Origin of the sequence: Sulfitobacter sediminivivens, assembly GCF_042611115.2 — a bacterium.
Classification (GTDB): domain Bacteria; phylum Pseudomonadota; class Alphaproteobacteria; order Rhodobacterales; family Rhodobacteraceae; genus Sulfitobacter; species Sulfitobacter sediminivivens.
In genome coordinates this window covers 36,733-53,121 of sequence record NZ_JBHGAR020000010.1, presented here as the reverse complement: position 1 = coordinate 53,121, position 16,389 = coordinate 36,733, and the positions used below count along the sequence as shown (strand labels likewise).

Annotated in this window: 15 protein-coding genes and 1 tRNA gene; 3 read left to right on the top strand and 13 right to left on the bottom strand. The window is 56.5% G+C overall.

The features are described from left to right. Positions 1-17: 17 nt before the first annotated feature. The 9 genes from ACEWL3_RS11710 to clpS all read right to left on the bottom strand — a co-directional run bounded on the left by ACEWL3_RS11710 (position 18) and on the right by clpS (position 8,262). Positions 18-1,835 carry a feruloyl-CoA synthase gene (locus ACEWL3_RS11710; protein WP_386183064.1) on the bottom strand — a complete coding sequence of 606 codons (1,818 nt, stop codon included), beginning with the start codon at positions 1,833-1,835 and terminating at the stop codon, positions 18-20. A gap of 18 nt (positions 1,836-1,853) precedes the next feature. After that, positions 1,854-2,621, bottom strand: a complete 768-nt coding sequence (locus ACEWL3_RS11705) for a crotonase/enoyl-CoA hydratase family protein (protein ID WP_386183066.1) — start codon at positions 2,619-2,621, stop codon at positions 1,854-1,856. 4 nt (positions 2,622-2,625) lie between these two features. Further along, on the bottom strand, positions 2,626-3,945 hold the full coding sequence (locus ACEWL3_RS11700) for a TRAP transporter large permease (RefSeq protein WP_114879959.1): 1,320 nt from the start codon (positions 3,943-3,945) through the stop codon (positions 2,626-2,628). A 1-nt stretch (position 3,946) separates the two neighbouring features. Beyond that, positions 3,947-4,528: a TRAP transporter small permease gene (locus tag ACEWL3_RS11695; RefSeq protein WP_386183069.1), complete on the bottom strand. Its 582-nt coding sequence runs from the start codon at positions 4,526-4,528 to the stop codon at positions 3,947-3,949. Between the two features lie 78 nt (positions 4,529-4,606). Beyond that, the gene (locus ACEWL3_RS11690) at positions 4,607-5,647 is read right to left on the bottom strand and encodes a TRAP transporter substrate-binding protein (RefSeq protein WP_254693161.1); all 1,041 of its coding nucleotides are present in this window, start codon (positions 5,645-5,647) and stop codon (positions 4,607-4,609) included. 267 nt (positions 5,648-5,914) lie between these two features. After that, a tRNA-Met gene (locus ACEWL3_RS11685) sits at positions 5,915-5,991 on the bottom strand. 111 nt (positions 5,992-6,102) lie between these two features. Next, a complete protein-coding gene (locus ACEWL3_RS11680; RefSeq protein WP_386183071.1) occupies positions 6,103-6,903 on the bottom strand; it encodes an SDR family NAD(P)-dependent oxidoreductase in 801 nt (266 codons plus the stop codon). A gap of 21 nt (positions 6,904-6,924) precedes the next feature. Further along, entirely contained in the window at positions 6,925-7,917 is a 993-nt protein-coding gene (locus tag ACEWL3_RS11675) for a class I SAM-dependent methyltransferase (protein ID WP_386183073.1), read from the bottom strand. 3 nt (positions 7,918-7,920) lie between these two features. Next, positions 7,921-8,262 carry an ATP-dependent Clp protease adapter ClpS gene (clpS, locus tag ACEWL3_RS11670; protein ID WP_114879963.1) on the bottom strand — a complete coding sequence of 114 codons (342 nt, stop codon included), beginning with the start codon at positions 8,260-8,262 and terminating at the stop codon, positions 7,921-7,923. A gap of 91 nt (positions 8,263-8,353) precedes the next feature. On the opposite strand from clpS, the gene ACEWL3_RS11665 reads away from it, so the two are divergent. Together ACEWL3_RS11665 and ACEWL3_RS11660 are read left to right on the top strand one after the other, a co-directional pair. Continuing rightward, positions 8,354-9,073: an HAD family hydrolase gene (locus ACEWL3_RS11665; RefSeq protein WP_386183076.1), complete on the top strand. Its 720-nt coding sequence runs from the start codon at positions 8,354-8,356 to the stop codon at positions 9,071-9,073. 227 nt (positions 9,074-9,300) lie between these two features. Then, positions 9,301-10,758: a D-alanyl-D-alanine carboxypeptidase family protein gene (locus ACEWL3_RS11660; RefSeq protein ID WP_386183078.1), complete on the top strand. Its 1,458-nt coding sequence runs from the start codon at positions 9,301-9,303 to the stop codon at positions 10,756-10,758. A gap of 10 nt (positions 10,759-10,768) precedes the next feature. On the opposite strand, the gene ACEWL3_RS11655 is transcribed toward ACEWL3_RS11660, so the two are convergent. Beyond that, entirely contained in the window at positions 10,769-11,647 is an 879-nt protein-coding gene (locus tag ACEWL3_RS11655) for a LysR family transcriptional regulator (protein ID WP_386183080.1), read from the bottom strand. A gap of 254 nt (positions 11,648-11,901) precedes the next feature. Here ACEWL3_RS11655 and ACEWL3_RS11650 point away from each other — a divergent pair, with 254 nt between their 5' ends. Next, positions 11,902-12,429 carry a cysteine hydrolase family protein gene (locus tag ACEWL3_RS11650; RefSeq protein ID WP_386183082.1) on the top strand — a complete coding sequence of 176 codons (528 nt, stop codon included), beginning with the start codon at positions 11,902-11,904 and terminating at the stop codon, positions 12,427-12,429. A 177-nt stretch (positions 12,430-12,606) separates the two neighbouring features. Here the strand turns inward: ACEWL3_RS11650 and ACEWL3_RS11645 are convergent, their stop codons facing one another. From ACEWL3_RS11645 to ACEWL3_RS11635, 3 genes are read right to left on the bottom strand one after another with little or no spacing between them, the layout of a single operon-like run. After that, entirely contained in the window at positions 12,607-14,187 is a 1,581-nt protein-coding gene (locus tag ACEWL3_RS11645) for an ABC transporter ATP-binding protein (protein WP_386183084.1), read from the bottom strand. Next, positions 14,184-15,290: an ABC transporter permease gene (locus ACEWL3_RS11640; protein WP_386183086.1), complete on the bottom strand. Its 1,107-nt coding sequence runs from the start codon at positions 15,288-15,290 to the stop codon at positions 14,184-14,186. Before ACEWL3_RS11640 ends, ACEWL3_RS11645 begins: the two co-directional genes overlap by 4 nt. Next, the gene (locus ACEWL3_RS11635) at positions 15,290-16,384 is read right to left on the bottom strand and encodes a microcin C ABC transporter permease YejB (RefSeq protein ID WP_386183088.1); all 1,095 of its coding nucleotides are present in this window, start codon (positions 16,382-16,384) and stop codon (positions 15,290-15,292) included. Before ACEWL3_RS11635 ends, ACEWL3_RS11640 begins: the two co-directional genes overlap by 1 nt. Positions 16,385-16,389 lie beyond the last annotated feature (5 nt).

Below are 16,389 nucleotides of genomic sequence, written 5' to 3'. Positions count from 1 at the left end.
TGCGAAGTTACGGCACTTTAATGCATAACGGAGATGCGCGCGGGCGTCGTCGGATCATAAAGCACTTCAATCAGATCTGCCCGGCGTTCCAACAATTTTGCAAAGTTAATATTGCCTTTTGCTGTCGCTTCGCCAGCAGCCATTGACGGGGGATCAGTTAAGATCAAGGCGCAGGTCACCCGCGTTGCACTGCCCGTCGCTTTTGCTGCAAGGGTGGTCAGGCGCTCTGCAAGCTCTGCGTTCAATGCGTCACAGTGCATCACCCCATCCGCTTCTTTCGCATCCCAGCCCTGCGCTGCGATTGCGGCCCGGTTTGGCACAATCAACGCGCCCAGCGCCGCGCGTCCCTGCCCGGTGATCACGACATCCTGCGCAAAGGGGGCAAGCACCGCCAACAACGCCAGCCGCAGATTGGCGGCCTGAACCCAGGTGCCTGTCGCCAGTTTAAAATCCTCATCAAGCCGACCGTCGAAATGCAGGCCTTTATTGACGTCATCAGCATCAACAAAGCGCATTGCGTCACCCGTCCCAAAGAACCCTTCATCATCAAAAGCTTTCCGCGTCCGGGCCGTGTCATTCAAATACCCGGGCGTGACATTTTCCCCTTTAACGCGCACTTCGCAACGTCCTTGCGCATCCGGTACCAGTTTGAGCGTCACACCGGGCATCGGCACACCCACGATCCCGGCCCCTTTTGCATGGGCGTGGTTGATCAGCGCCGCAGGCGCGGTTTCGGTCAGGCCCCATGACGTGGTGATCAACGGCAACTGCCCGCAGGTGTCCAGTGCCAGCCGTTCAAGCGCCGCCCAGGTGTCCTGAGACAATGACGCGCCAGCATAAAAAATCATATCAAGATCGGCAAAGTATATATCGCGCAATGCCTTTTCGCGCTCCAATGCTGTGACCAGCTGCGTAAATCCGACAGGCACATTAAAGCTGATCGTGGCCGATTTTTGGCCAAGATTTTCAAGCGTCAGGTCGAACAAGCCCGGCGCAGGTTTTCCAGCGTCGATATAAAGGCTGCCGCCGTTGGCCAGCATCAGGTTGAAATTATGTGATCCGCCAAAAACATGGTTCCACGGCAACCAATCCACAATGCAGGGCGGGCGCGTTTGAACAAAGGGCAGACAGGCGGCAATCTGGGCCTGATTGGTCGTCATCATCCCCATCGTCGTCAGCACCCCCTTGGGGTCCGAGGTTGAACCGGACGTCAGCAGGATTTTGGTCAGCGTATTGGAAGCAATCGCCTGAAATGCCGAACCAATGTCAGCGCTGATGGGGCGCAGAAACTGCGCAAAATCCGTTGCACCACTGTCGCCGGGCGTTGAACTCAGCACTTCAACCCCGTCGAAAACTTCCAACGCCAATGCGCCCGCATATTGTGCGGAATCGTCGGCAAACACCATCCCCGGCTGGACCAGACGCGCGGCATATTCCAACCGTGGATGCGCCGCAGGGATCAAGCTGTATTGCTCGGCCACCGGGGCAGTGGGTATGCCGACATACTGCGCTGCAAGGGTCAGCAACCCGTGATCAATGCCATTTCCCGACAAAATCATGATGGGCCGATCAGGCCCCAGATCGCGCGAGATAAGATGCCCCGCGATCGCCTGCACATTTGCAAGCGCCTCACCATATCGGACCTCCCGCCAGCCTTTGCCAGACCGTTCCGCCAGAAACACCCGGTCCGGGGCGATTTCTGCCCAATGATGTAACCAGTCGCCACTGCACCGCGCAACCGGCCCCATTGCATAGGCGGACCGGAGCAGGATCGTGCCATCAGCCCGGTCTTCGCGCAGCACGTTATGTGGTTTCAGGTTGAGATGTGCCGTCATATCAAACCTCTCATTGTGTTATCTGAAGGTCGGTGGCCGCTTCTCCAGAAACGCCGCCAGACCTTCCAGTGCATCCGGGCTGGTCTGCGCCAGAGCGGCACAAAGGCTCTCGGTGAATAACCCGTCGGCGCGGGACATGTCATCAATGCGGCCAATCGCCTGGATCATCATGTAGTTGGCCAAAGGCGCATTGCCTGCAATCTGTGCTGCAATCTTGCGCGCCATCGGCAGCGCTTCGTCCGCACCAACGGCGTAATGAGCAAGCCCCAGTGCAACCGCATCGTCGGTACCGTACTTGCGACCGGTCAACATCATCTCGATCATCCGGTCCGCGCCAAGGATGCGCCCGACCCGTACCGTGGCACCACCTCCCACAAAAATCCCACGCCGCCCCTCGGGCAGCTGAAAGATGCAGTCAGGTTCGGCAATGCGCACATGGGTCGCTGTGGTCAGTTCAAGCCCACCACCGATCACCGCGCCAAACAGCGCCGATACCACAGGCAGTCCAGACAATTGAATGCGGTCCATTACCGCCTGCCACCCCCGCGAATGTTGCAATGTCCCTTCCGCATCGCGGGCCTGATGCTCGCTCAGGTCCAGCCCGGCGCAATAATGCCCACCGGACCCCACCAGTATAGCAACGCGAACGTCCTTGGGTGGATTGGCAAAAAATGAATCAAGCTCAGCCAGCAACTGATCGTTCATCGCGTTGCGTTTGTCAGGCCGGTTCATGGTCAGCGTGGCAACCGCACCATCAATGTCAATTTTCAATGCGCCGTCAGACATGCTGCTACTCCGGCAACAGGAACAAGGTGATTGCAGGGAACAGGACAAGGATGATGACCCGCACGATGTCAGACCCGACAAACCACATTACCGCCTTGTAGGTTTCCGTCATGGGTGTTTGGCGGTCCATGGAATTGATGATGAACAGGTTCATCCCAACCGGCGGCGTGATCAACCCCACCTCGACCACGATCAGCACCAGTATACCAAACCAGATCGCCAGATGTTCGGGCGTCATGCCAAAATCCATCGCCGATATGACCGGGAAAAAGATCGGCACGGTCAGCAGAATCATCGAAAGGCTGTCCATCAGACATCCGAATATCAGATAAAAAATCAGGATCATCGACATGACAAGCAGCGGGCTGAACCCTTGCGTCACAACCCAATCGGCCATGAACTGCGGCACGCCAGACAGCGCCAGAAAACCGTTATAGAACGCCGCCCCCAACACAATGAAAAAGATCATCGCAGTGGTGCGCGCTGTGCCAAGCAGGCTGTCGCGCAAGATACTCCAGTTCAGGCTGCCAGACACCAGCGCCACCAACCCGGTGCCGGCGGCCCCAATGGCAGACCCTTCGGTTGGGGTGAACCAGCCCAGATAGATACCACCCACCACTATAAAGAAAATCACCAAGACGGGCCAGGTATTGGCCAGCGCCTTGAACCGTTCGCCCATGGGGACAGCAGGCCGCGTCCCCGCCGACTTTGGATTCAAGCGCACATAGATCGAGATAGTGATGATGTATCCGATGGCCGCCAGGATGCCCGGAATGAAAGCAGCCAGAAACAGCTTGGCAATATTCTGTTCCGTCAGGATCGCATAGATCACCAGGATCACCGAAGGCGGGATAAGAATACCCAGCGTGCCGCCAGCCGCCAATGTGGCAGTCGAGAAACCACCGGAATACCCATATCGCTTCAGCTCAGGCAACGCGACCTTGGACATGGTTGCGGCGGTGGCCAGTGACGACCCACAGATCGCACCAAAGCCTGCACAGGCCCCAACAGCCGCCATAGCGACTCCACCCCGCCTGTGGCCAAGAAAGCTTTCTGCGGCCTTGAACAGGGCCTGTGACATGCCTGACAGCGTTGCAAATTGTCCCATCAACAAAAACATCGGAATGATGCTGAGCGAATAGCTGGAAAAGGTCGTGTAAGTCTCTGACTTCATCTTCGCCAACAGCGGGGTCGGATTGCCACCCATCGCCATAAACCAGCCACCAAAACCACACAGCAGCATCGCCAGCCCGATCGGCGCACGCAAAAACACCATGATCAGCAGAATGGGGAACGACCAGAAGCCCAGTTCAAGATTGCTCATCTCAATGGCCCCCATGCTCGGACGGCAGGATACTGCGGCCCATCACCGCCTCCCCCAGACGCATCGCGGCGCAATAGACCGCCGTGACACAGGCCACGAGGCCCGCAGCAAAACTAAAGGCGTAGGCCCACCAGACCGGGAACTGCAAAAAGAACGTTGTCTGACCATTTCGGATATAGCGTTCCATCCCGCCAAACAATTGATTGACGATCAGCAATATCACCGCGGCCAGAACGATTTCCCAAAACGCGGCGATCCAGCGATTTGCACGGGGCGGCAGGAAAGAAGTGAAGATGTCGACAGTCGCGTGCGCCCCATAAAGCTGACAGATCGGCAGGAACGAGAAAATCGCAAAGGCAACACCGGCCTCCAGCAATTCATAGTTGCCGTTGATTTCCCCCACGCCCAGATCCAGCAGCCACTGCGCCAACCCGGTCAGATTCTGCTGAAAGAAGTCACCATGCATGAGCTTGTTAAGCGACCGGCCAATGATCGAAAAGGTCGTCATCACGATCAAAACGATCAGCACAAGCCCCCCGGCCAAAGCGGTGACGCGGGCAAGGGTCTGGATCAACCTGTGCATGTGAAGTCTCGCATAATAGTGATAAAAAATCTGCGGCAGGAGGCCCTGCCGCAGATCATGGTCATGTCGTTGAACCGGTTACTTGTCGTAAGCGTCCATCAGCATCCGCGCCTCGTCGATCAGCGCCTGACCGTCGATGCCTTTGGTCTGCATATCCGCAATCCATTCGTCATAGATCGGCTGTGCCGCGTCTTTCCAGACCTGCGTTTCCTCGGCATTCAGGGTCACGATGTTGTTGCCACGGTCCGCTGCCAACTTGCGCGCAGGACCATCAGAATCTTCCTGCGTGCCACCGGCAAAGATCGAAAATTCCAGACCTGAATTGTCATCGATGACCTTTTGCAGATCCGCAGGCATGCTGTCGTATTTGTCTTTGTTCATCGCCAGAACAAAGGTCAGTACGTAAAGCGCGTTACCAGTGAATTCGGTGTGGTTGCTGACCAGTTCCGGCACTTTCAACGCGGCGGTCACTTCCCATGGAATGGTGGTGCCGTCGATCACACCTTTTGACAGACCCTCAGGGATCGCCGGAACCGGCATGCCGATGGGTGTAGCACCGGTGATTTCCAGCAAACGGTTCGCAAGCCGCGATCCACCACGGATTTTCAGACCCTGCATGTCGGCAGGTGTGCGTACTTCCTTGTTGGTGTGGATCAGGCCCGGACCGTGCACCCATGTACCCAGGATGTGCACATCCTTGAACTCGGTGTCTTTCATGTGTTTTTCAAACATCTGCCAGTAGGCAGAAGATGCCGCGCGGGCATTTGTCATCATGAATGGCAGCTCAAACACCTCGGTGCTTGGATACCTGCCGGGCGTATAGCCCACAACGGTCCACACGATGTCTGCAACACCATCAATCGCCTGATCCATCAGCTCGGGTGGGGTTCCGCCCAATTGCATGGAAGGATAACGCTCAACCTTGATGCGCCCTTCACTGTCGGCCTCAACCTTGTCAGCCCAGACATCCAGCACCAACTTGGGCACGTTGGCTTGTGGTGGCAGAAATTGGTGCAGGCGCAGTGTCACGTCCTGTGCCAGTGCCGGCGCTGCACCTAGGCCCATTGCAAGTGCGGCCGCACCCGCCAGACCCAAAAACGCTTTGCGTGTCATTTTCATTGTATTCTCCCTTTATTCGGCATGCGACAGTCGCTGAGGCACTTTCCGACGTTTCGTCTTTTTTTCCTGACGCTAAGCGACTGACTGTTTTTTGTCACCACTCATTTTGAACATAGCCATTATGAACCGCGGCGACGCCATACTCACGTCTGAGAGCCGCATCAAGCGCAGTTGTGTTTGTAACTATCAAGGCCAAACCGGCCTTCAATGTCGCAATTTTCAAGCCTTAAGCATCTGAAATTGCCATGGCGCAATCGGGTGAAAATGTGGTGGCGTTACCTGGATTTGAACCAGGGACCTAACGATTATGAGTCGTTCGCTCTAACCAACTGAGCTATAACGCCATCGGCGCGTGGACTATGCCAGTGCCGGGGTGCCGTCAAGGGCCAAATCCCAACCCGACACAATGATCATCGCCGCGCCAACAATTATTCTGAGTGTTCCCCAACGCGCTACTAGTGCGCTGGCGCTGTCACAGCATCCAGCAGGCTGCGCCCCCCGTCGATCACGATGATCTCTCCGGTCATAAAGCCTGAACTTTCAGCGGCCATAAACTGCACCGCATGGCACAGCTCATTCGGGGCGGCAATCCTGCCCAACGGCGTGTGTTTGCGGATGTCATCACGCCACTCCCGGTTGTCCGCCACAGATTCTCTCAATGACGTGCTCATCACCGATCCAAACGAAATGGCGTTCACCCTGATCCTGTGAGGTGCCAAAGACAGGGCCATAGACCGGGTCATTTGCTGCACCGCTGCCGACGCAATGGAATAGCCCATCAATTCAGGCTGGATCTGACGCGCGGCGATGGAACTTAGGTTGATGATGGAGCCAATTTGCCCTTCAGGCTGATCCGCTGTCCGCTTCATCATCCGTTTGGCCACCATTTGTGACAGCTGCAAGGCTGTCATCAAATTCTGCTCTAGCAAAGTCGCAACCGAAGTGTCTTCCACATCCAAGGCGTCTGTCACCAACAGCAGTCGGGAGGCGTTGACCAGAATATCAACCTCCTCAAAGGCATCTATCGTCGCGGACAGCAGGTTCGCAAGCGTCAGCCGCTGGCGCAGATCGCCTGAAAAGGTCCGTATGTTTCCATCCTCGGGTTCATCCCCCAAGGCTTCCATCAGCTTCTTTTCATCGGAATCCGCGCACATCACATTTGCGCCCTGATCCGCCAGATGCCGTGCAATCGCAAGGCCGATGCCTGCTGCGGCACCCGTTACGATTGCCGTTTTGCCAGTGATCGAAAAAGACATCCTTGATCCTTTCGGGAGATGTTACCGCCGTGCCCGCGTTGGCCGGGCAGCATGAAAGAGCTTAAAGCGCGCGTCGCCGCCCAACTCTTCTACAAACGAAAACCGTTTATTCAACTCGGCTTCATAAGGTAAATGACGGTTTGCCACCATCCATAGATCGCCATGACCTGACAAAATCCGCGCCGCAGTGGCCACAAAGGCCTGTCCAATCCGTGGTTCCGCCGCCCTGCCCGTGTGAAACGGCGGATTCATCACAACCGCATCCATTCGGTGCGGCGGTTCCCATGTTACCGCGTCATCCCAGTAAAACCGCGCACGCTGATCCGTCACGTTATGGCGTGCGCATTCCAGTGCCATATGACCAGCCTCAACCAGATGCAGCGTCTGAACCTTTGGTCGCGACAGGATATGCGCCGACAAAAATCCCCAACCCGCCCCAAGATCGGCAACCTCGCCCGACAACTTTTCCGGCAACGCCTCAACCAGCAAGGCAGAGGCCAGATCAACACCATCCGCTGAAAACACGCCCGGTGCCGTCCAAAAACCGCCTTCTGTCTGCGAAGGGCCTGCGACCCAATCCGCAAAAAAATCGGCTGCAGGGGCGGTGATCCAGAACATCTTGCCATGTGCTTTGGATACCGGACCTTTTACCGTCACGCGCGCCCGCATTTCACGCAGGATCGAATCTGCGCCATCGGTTTTCTGACCGTCAATCACAACCACGCCGTCACTGACGGCACATGCCTCAGCAATCAACGCCCGCGCTTCGACTTTGGAGCGCGGCAGGCAGACAATTGCGGCGGCGTACCGGTCTTTGGTGCTGTGGGCAACATCGTACCCCCGCGCGGCCCAGGCATCAAAATATGGCTTGAAATCATGGATGATCAGGCATCGCTCTACTGGCAGCCCCTCCAGATCTGCATCCACGGGCGGCTGAAAAACTGCGATCCGCCCTTCGTCCGGCAGGTCAAGCCCGCCCCCGTTCAGCGCCAGCTGCATGCGCGCATCAATCACGCGCTATTCTTCTTTTTCCATGGTGCATTGCAGCGGATGCTGATGACGCCGGGCAAAATCCATCACCTGCGCCACCTTGGTTTCTGCGATCTCGTGGCTGAACACACCAACCACGGCCAGACCCTTTTTGTGGACCGTCAGCATAATTTCAAACGCCTGCGCGTGGTTAAGACCAAAAAACCGCTCCAACACATGCACGACAAATTCCATCGGCGTGAAATCGTCATTCAGCAGCATCACCTTATACAGCGGCGGCCGCTTGGTCTTGGGCTTTGTCTTGGTCAAAAGATCGGTCTGATCTTCGTCGCGGGGACCTTGTGCCATCATGTAGTCGTCAAGGCGCATTTCTGCTCCTGATCTGGAAATGGGTTATATGTGAGTCGCTTGGACGTCTATATAACCTGCTTACGGATTTAGAAAAGAGGCAGTACACAAGATGACGCGGCCCCTGACCACCATAGGTTTCGATGCGGACGACACGCTGTGGCATAATGAACGGTTCTTTGCGCTGACGCAGGACCACTTTGCCGAGTTGCTTTCTGATCATACCGACAAGGACCATCTGATGGAACGTCTGCTTGCGTCAGAGCGGCGCAATTTGCCCCATTATGGGTTTGGAATCAAAGGCTTCACGCTTTCCATGATTGAAACAGCCATTGATGTCACCGAGGGCCGCGTGCCCGCCACAGTGATTGCACAGGTGCTGGCTGCGGGGCGTGAAATGTTGTCCCATCCCATAGAATTGCTGCCCCATGTCCAATCAACACTCGATGCGCTCAAAGACGATTACCAACTTGTCCTGATCACCAAGGGCGACCTGATGGATCAGGAACGCAAAGTGGCCCAGTCGGACCTGCGCGATGTATTTGATGCCATTGAAATCGTCTCACAAAAGACCGCTGTGGAGTATTCAGAGATATTCGCGCGGCACGGTCATGGGGCGCAGCGCGGGCTGATGGTGGGCAATTCAATGGCGTCTGATGTGCTCCCGATGATTGCCGCAGGCGGATGGGGCGTGTTTGTGCCACATGGTCTGACTTGGGCGATCGAACATAGGGAGGCACCCGACAATCATGCGAGATTTGCAGAGATCAAAAATCTGGGCGCGTTGACGGGTCTGATTGCCGCGATTCAGGAGGGTCGGCACAGCGATTGAATTGGGGCGCTGACCGCCCCAATGCTGCCATATTCCCGCCACATTGGCCCCCATTGTGCATGCGCTGGCAATACCCCCAACATCTGGATGTCCCACATTAATTTTTTTACCTAATTGCCTTGATTCAAAGGGTTTATCGAAAAAGCGTCTTATGTTAGCCTGTAAACAATCAAAAATATGGCCAGTCGAAAAAATCGGCGGTCTGAGGCAGTAAAAGGCAGATTATAATGAAGGTGCGGCGCATTCAGCCGGCCCGTTTTGGGCTATTTTTCATTGCGGCATTTTGGCTTTTGGTAGTGGTCCCGCTGAGCGCGATGGCAGCGCCCTATGCTGCTTATGTCATCGACGCCCGGACGGGTAAGGTGATCCATTCGCGCAATGCCGACACCCGGTTGCACCCCGCCTCGCTGACCAAGATGATGACCCTCTATATCGCGTTTGAGGCGATTGAGCGGGGCCAGATTTCTCTGGATAGCAAAGTCACCATTTCCAAGAATGCCGCGTCAGAACCGCCCAGCAAGCTGGGTCTGCGCCCAGGTCAAAAGATCGCGCTGCGCTATCTCATCCGTGCTGCTGCGGTGAAATCCGCCAACGATGCGGCCACCGCTATCGGCGAAGCGATCGAAGGGTCCGAGGCCAAGTTTGCCCGCCGGATGAACCGGACAGCCAAAGCGCTCGGAATGACACGCACCACATTTAAGAACGCCCATGGCCTGACCGAGGCCGGACACCTTTCTACCGCGCATGACATGACCATCATGGGGCGGCATCTGCTTTATGATTACCCTGAGTATTACAACCTTTTTTCGCGCATCACGGCTGACGCCGGCATGCGCAAGGTGTCGCACACGAACCGCCGTTTTCTTGCATCCTACAAAGGTGCCGATGGCATCAAAACCGGCTACACCCGCGCGGCTGGCTTTAACCTGACCGCCTCTGCTGAACGTGGCAGTGAACGTATCATCGTTACCGTCTTTGGGGGCCAGACAACCGCATCACGCAATGCCAAGGTGGCCGAACTGATGGACATGGGTTTCCGCCGCGCACCCTCACGCGCGCCCCTGCGCAAACCAAACGCGCCCGTGTATGCCGATGTCGAAAACACACCGAGTGTCGCACCGGGGTCAACAGTGGGCGGCGCGGGAAAAACCATTCGTCTTGTTGGGGCGGTGAAGACCTCCAAGCGGCCCCAGATCCGGCCAGTGCAAGAGCAGGTTGTGGTCGTGGCCACCGCCGAACAACCCAATGCAACCAGCACCATTTTAGATGCCGACATCACCGCAGCCCTGCGTGAGGCGGTCGAGACTCCCGCCCCTGATGTCCCTGTTACATTGGCATCGGCCACCCCCACAGTTAGACCAGCAATAAGGCCCAAAACATCCGCCCCAGTGCGCGCCCAGACGAAAGCCGTCGAACAAGAGATCGTGACCCGTGTCTCTACATCTGGCGGGCGGCATTGGGGCGTAAACGTGGGCCGCTATCCCAGTCGGTTTGCCGCTGAAAAAGTGCTGTTGAAAACCGCATTGACCGAAATGGCAACACTGGATGGCTCCTTGCGCAAAGTTGTCCGCAGGCCGCAGGGATTTGACGCGAATTTCCTTGGCATGACCCGGGAAGGCGCTGATCAGGCGTGCCGCCGCTTGGCCGCACGCAATGTGAGTTGTTTCATGATCGGGCCGGAATGATCAGACTCCATTAACCGAGAGTCCCCTCGCGCCTGATCCAGCGCACGAAATCTTTGAGCACGGGACGCATCACGCCAGGCCGCGTGACGATATGATAGCCCATCTCGGGCCGATCCTCAGTCTCAATGACACGCAACCGGCCCGCAGCAATGTCGCGCTCAACAAAGGCCCGCACCGTCACCGCGACTCCCTGACCATCGCGCGCGCCATCCAGTAACAAATTGCCCGGCACTTGAGTAAGACCAAGCCCGAATTTCAGCTTCACTCCTTGCTGAGCCAACCATCGCGTCGCCTCAGATGTACAGAATTCTTCGAGCCATGGCATGTCTGTCAGGTCCTCCGCGCGCGGTAACTCGCCCTCCCCCACAAGCGAAGGAGCCGCAACAACAACCATCGGTGATCTGAGCAACATCTCTGAATCCAACCCCGGCCAATCGCCCGCGCCATAGCGGATCGCCAGATCAATGCCGTTCGAAGACAAGGTCACGACCTCAGGCGTGGGATCCAGCATCAAATCGACCTGTGGGTGCAGATCGCGAAACTTGGGCAGACGCGGCATCAACCATGACGCGGCAAAGGTCGGTGTTGTTGAAACATGCAATGGCCGTTCATCACGCGCCCCGGTGATCAGGCGCACCGTGTCGATCATGCCGCCAAAACTGTTGTGCAGCGTATTGGCCATTTGTTCGCCCTCTGCGGTCAGGGTCATCGACCTTCCGTCGCGGTTCAGCAATGCCACATCCAGATGCGCCTCAAGGCTGCGCAATTGCTGACTGATCGCTGCATGGCTCACTCCCAGCGCGTCACCTGCCGCTACGACGCTGCCGGTTTCAGCAAAGGCCGCAAAGGATCGCAAGGCCGTCAAAGGCGGAAGGTCGCGCCAATCCATATTAAACCCTATCTTACATGATTAGAATTACAATGACTCGCAGATTTACGCATTTCCTGCAATTTATAAAGGGCAAACTTTGGGACAAGAGGAAATGTCATGTTAAACATTTACGCACAAACTTTAATGACGGCGACACGAACCGGCTGTGTCCGCCTGCGGGACATGCCGCGAAAAACACCCGCAAAACGCCTCAATTGGTTCGCTGGTCGCAAGACCCGCTGCATTGATCCGGCCAAATTGTGAGCACGGTTATGACACCCACCCGCGCGTTGATCCTTGTGGACATCCAGAACGATTATTTCGCGGGCGGGCTTTGGCCCGTCGAGAACATGGACCGCGTTGCCGATGCCGCCGCGAACGTCTTGGATGCGGCACGCAAAGCGGGCGATCTGGTCATTCATATCCGTCATGAAGCCACCAGCGACGCAGCCCCGTTTTTCCGGCCCGGCACGACTGGTGCAGACATTCATCCAAGCGTTGCACCGCTCGGAAACGAATCCATCATTCTCAAGTATCGGCCAAACAGCTTTCACCAAACCGACCTGCAGGACCAGTTGCAGTCTGCCGGGATCCGCGACCTCACAATCATCGGTGCGATGACGCAAATGTGCATCGACGCCACCGCACGGGCCGCGCGTGATCTGGGGTATAACGTCACGTTGGTCGCGGATGCCTGCGGGGCAAAAGCAATGACATTCGGGGCAACCGCGCTTACCGCCGAACAGGTACAGGCGGCCTTTCTGGCAGCATTGGCAATGTCCTATGCAACGGTGATCTGAGCCGATCAAACGCACCCAGTGAATTCAATGACCAAGGGACCCTGAAATAGCCGCAACTTATGAAATTTCAAACGCGCCGCTGGGCGATGCGAGGGTTGCGCTCTCGATCAAGTGAATCGCATCATTCTTTCAGATCGTGGCCTATGGTGCCACTGCCTTTGGCTGAAAATATTTGTTTCAGGTGGTCACCTGCAAAAGGGCACGGGTATAATCGGACTGCGGATTATCATAAAGTTCACCCGCCTCTCCGTATTCCACCACGTCACCGCTTTTCATCACGATCACCTTGTGTGACATGGCGCGAACGACCTTCAGGTCATGGCTGATAAACAGATAAGCCAGCCCGTACTTCACCTGCAGATCCCGCAGCAGATCGACAATCTGAACCTGCACCGTCATGTCCAGCGCTGATGTCGGTTCGTCCAGCACCAGCAAGCGGGGGCGCAACACCATGGCGCGGGCAATCGCGATACGCTGACGTTGACCGCCGGAAAACTCGTGCGGATAACGATCCATCGTGGCCGGGTCGAGGCCAACCTCAATCATCACCTCATGGACCAGCTCGCGCTTGTCGCGCGTTTCGTCGACATTGTGGATGCTCAGACCCTCAGCGATGATCTGAAAACAGGTCATGCGCGGCGACAGTGAGCCAAAGGGATCCTGAAACACAATCTGCATGTCCTTGCGCAACCGCCGCAATTCACGGGTGGACCATTGCCGCACGTCCTGTCCCATAAAGGTGATCGCACCCTCAGATGTAATCAGCCGCATGATTGCCAACGCCATGGTGGTCTTACCCGACCCGGATTCCCCCACAATGCCAAGCGTCTCACCCGCCCTGACGGAAAACGACGCATCATTGACCGCCTTCACATGCCCCACTGTGCGGCGCAGCAATCCTTGGGTGATTGGAAACCAGATCTTAAGGTGATCGGTGCTGACGATCTCTGGGGCATCCTCGGGCACCGGGTCCGGTTGGCCCGTCTGCTCCGCACTCAACAGTTTGATAGTATAGGGGTGCTGAGGGTTTCTGAAAATCTCGGCAGTTGGCCCCTGCTCCACAATCTCGCCTTGCTGCATCACACAGACCCGGTCGGCAATCCGCCGCACGATGCCAAGATCGTGGGTGATGAACAGCAGCCCCATACCCATCGTATCCTTGAGGTCTTTCAGAAGGTCCAGAATCTGCGCCTCAATGGTCACATCCAGCGCCGTAGTTGGCTCATCCGCGATCAGCACGTCAGGCTTGTTGGCCAGCGCCATCGCGATCATCACGCGCTGACGTTGACCGCCGGACAGTTGGTGGGGGTAGGCACCCAAACGACTTTCGGCGTCCTTGATCCCGACCTTATCCATCAGTTCCAGAATACGGCGGCGCGCCTCCGCCCCGACAACGCCCTGATGCAACGCCAGCGATTCCGCCAACTGCTTTTCAATGGTGTGCAGTGGATTGAGCGATGTCATCGGCTCTTGAAAGATAAAGCTGATGTCGTTGCCGCGCACCTTACGCAACAGCGCATCATCGGCACCTATCATCTGCTGGCCGTCATAGGTGACAGAGCCAGAAATCTCAGCACTGTCACCCAGCAAGGACACCGTAGAGAGCGCCGACACAGATTTTCCCGACCCGCTTTCACCCACGAGGGCTACCGTTTCACCACGCTCAACCGTAAAGCTGACACCGCGCACCGCGTGGGTCAACGCCCCGTCCTGACGAAAGCTGACGCTGAGGTCTTTGATTTCCAAAAGTGCGCTCAACTAAATGTCTTTCTGGGGTCAAACGCATCCCGGATGCCTTCGAAAATGAACACCAGCAGCGACAGCATGATGGCAAAGGTAAAGAACGCGGTAAACGCCAGCCAGGGGGCCTGGAGGTTCTGCTTAGCCTGCAGCGTCAACTCTCCCAATGAAGGGGCTGAGGACGGCAGGCCAAAGCCCAGGAAATCAAGGATCGCAAGCGTGCTGATGGTTCCGGTGATGATGAATGGCAGCATCGTCAGTGTGGCCACCATGGCATTGGGCAGCATATGCCGGAACATAATCGTCACGTTACTGACCCCCAGCGCCCGCGCCGCTCGCACATATTCCAGATTGCGCGCGCGCAGAAACTCGGCACGCACCACACCGACCAGCGATGTCCAGCTAAAGAGCACCAACAAAAAGACCAGCAGCCAGAAACTGCGCCCCAGAATCGCGAACATGATGATGATCACATAAAGGCTGGGCGTGGAGGACCAGATTTCTATGATCCGCTGAAAAATAAGGTCCGTCCAGCCGCCAAAGAACCCCTGCACCGCGCCCGCAATTACGCCAATGATGGATGCAAGTCCCGTCACAATCAGCGTGAACAAGATCGACAACCGAAACCCATGGATCACCCGCGCCAGCACGTCACGTTTGGTGCCATCGGTGCCCAGCCAGTTCTGCTCATTGGGCGGCAAGGGGGCTGCACCGGGCCGGTCAACGGCCGTGTTGAATGAATAGGGAATGGGCGGCCAGATCGCCCAGCCCTTTTCAATCTCTGCGCCTGCAATCTCACCATCTTGCGCATCCTCGATGAACGTGTCGGGATCATCAAAACAATCCTCCAGACCGCCGGTCGCGATCAGGCATTTGACTTCAGGGTCGCGGTACACGGCCTCGGTTTCGAAATCGCCGCCAAATGCCGTCTCGGGATAGAAGCTGAATATCGGCATGAAATATTCACCACGATAATTCACCAGGATCGGCTTGTCGTTGGCCACAAATTCCGCGAACAGTGAAATGCCAAACAGCACCGCAAAAATCCACATGGACCAATAGGCACGCCGGTTTCGGGTAAAATTGCGCCAACGGCGCTGGTTGAGCGGGGACAAGGCCATCAGCCCTCCCGCCGTTCAAAATCGATACGCGGATCGACCAGCACATACATCAGATCCGACAGGATACCGACCAACAGACCAATCAAGCCAAAGATAAACAGCGTGCCAAACACAATCGGATAATCCCGCGCCACCGCCGCCTCAAACCCCAGCCGACCCAATCCGTCCAGCGAAAATATCGTCTCAATGATCAGCGACCCGCCAAAGAACACGCCGATGAATACCGCCGGAAAACCCGCAATCACAATCAGCATCGCGTTGCGAAACACATGACCATAAAGCACGCTACGCTCTGACAACCCCTTGGCGCGGGCGGTCATCACGTAGTGCTTCTTGATCTCGTCGAGAAAACTGTTCTTGGTCAGCAAGGTCAGCGTCGCAAAGGCCGATATCGTCGAAGCGAGAACCGGCAGCGTGATGTGCCAGAAATAATCCGCCACTTTGCCCAGCGGGCTTAGACTGTCCCAATTGTCAGATGTCAGTCCGCGCAGCGGGAAAATCTGCCAATATGATCCGCCTGCAAACAGCACCAGCAAAAGGATCGCAAACAAGAAGCCGGGTATCGCATACGCCGCAATGATCGTGCCAGACGTCCAGGTATCAAAACGGCTGCCATCACGCACCGCTTTGGCGATCCCCAATGGAATAGAGATGATATAGGCAATCAGCGTTGACCAAAGCCCAAGGGTGATCGACACGGGCAGCTTTTCCTTGACCAGATCAATCACGCTGATCGACCTGAAATAGCTTTCGCCGAAATCAAACCGGACATAGTTCCACATCATGTTGAAGAACCGCTGCACCGGCGGCTTGTCAAAGCCGAACTCCTTTTCCAGTTCGGCGATGAATTCCGGCGGCAACCCCCTCGCGCCGATGTAAGTGCTGTCTGACCCCCGCGCCAGATCATCGGTTACGCCCGCATCGTTGTTTTCACCTGCAAACCCGCCAAACACGTCACCGCCGCCCTGAATGCGCGCGATGGCCTGTTCCACAGGGCCACCCGGCACAAACTGCACCAGCGCAAAGTTGATCAACATGATCCCGACCAACGTCGGAATGATCAGCAACAGCCGTCGGATAATATAGGCGCCCATGGGTG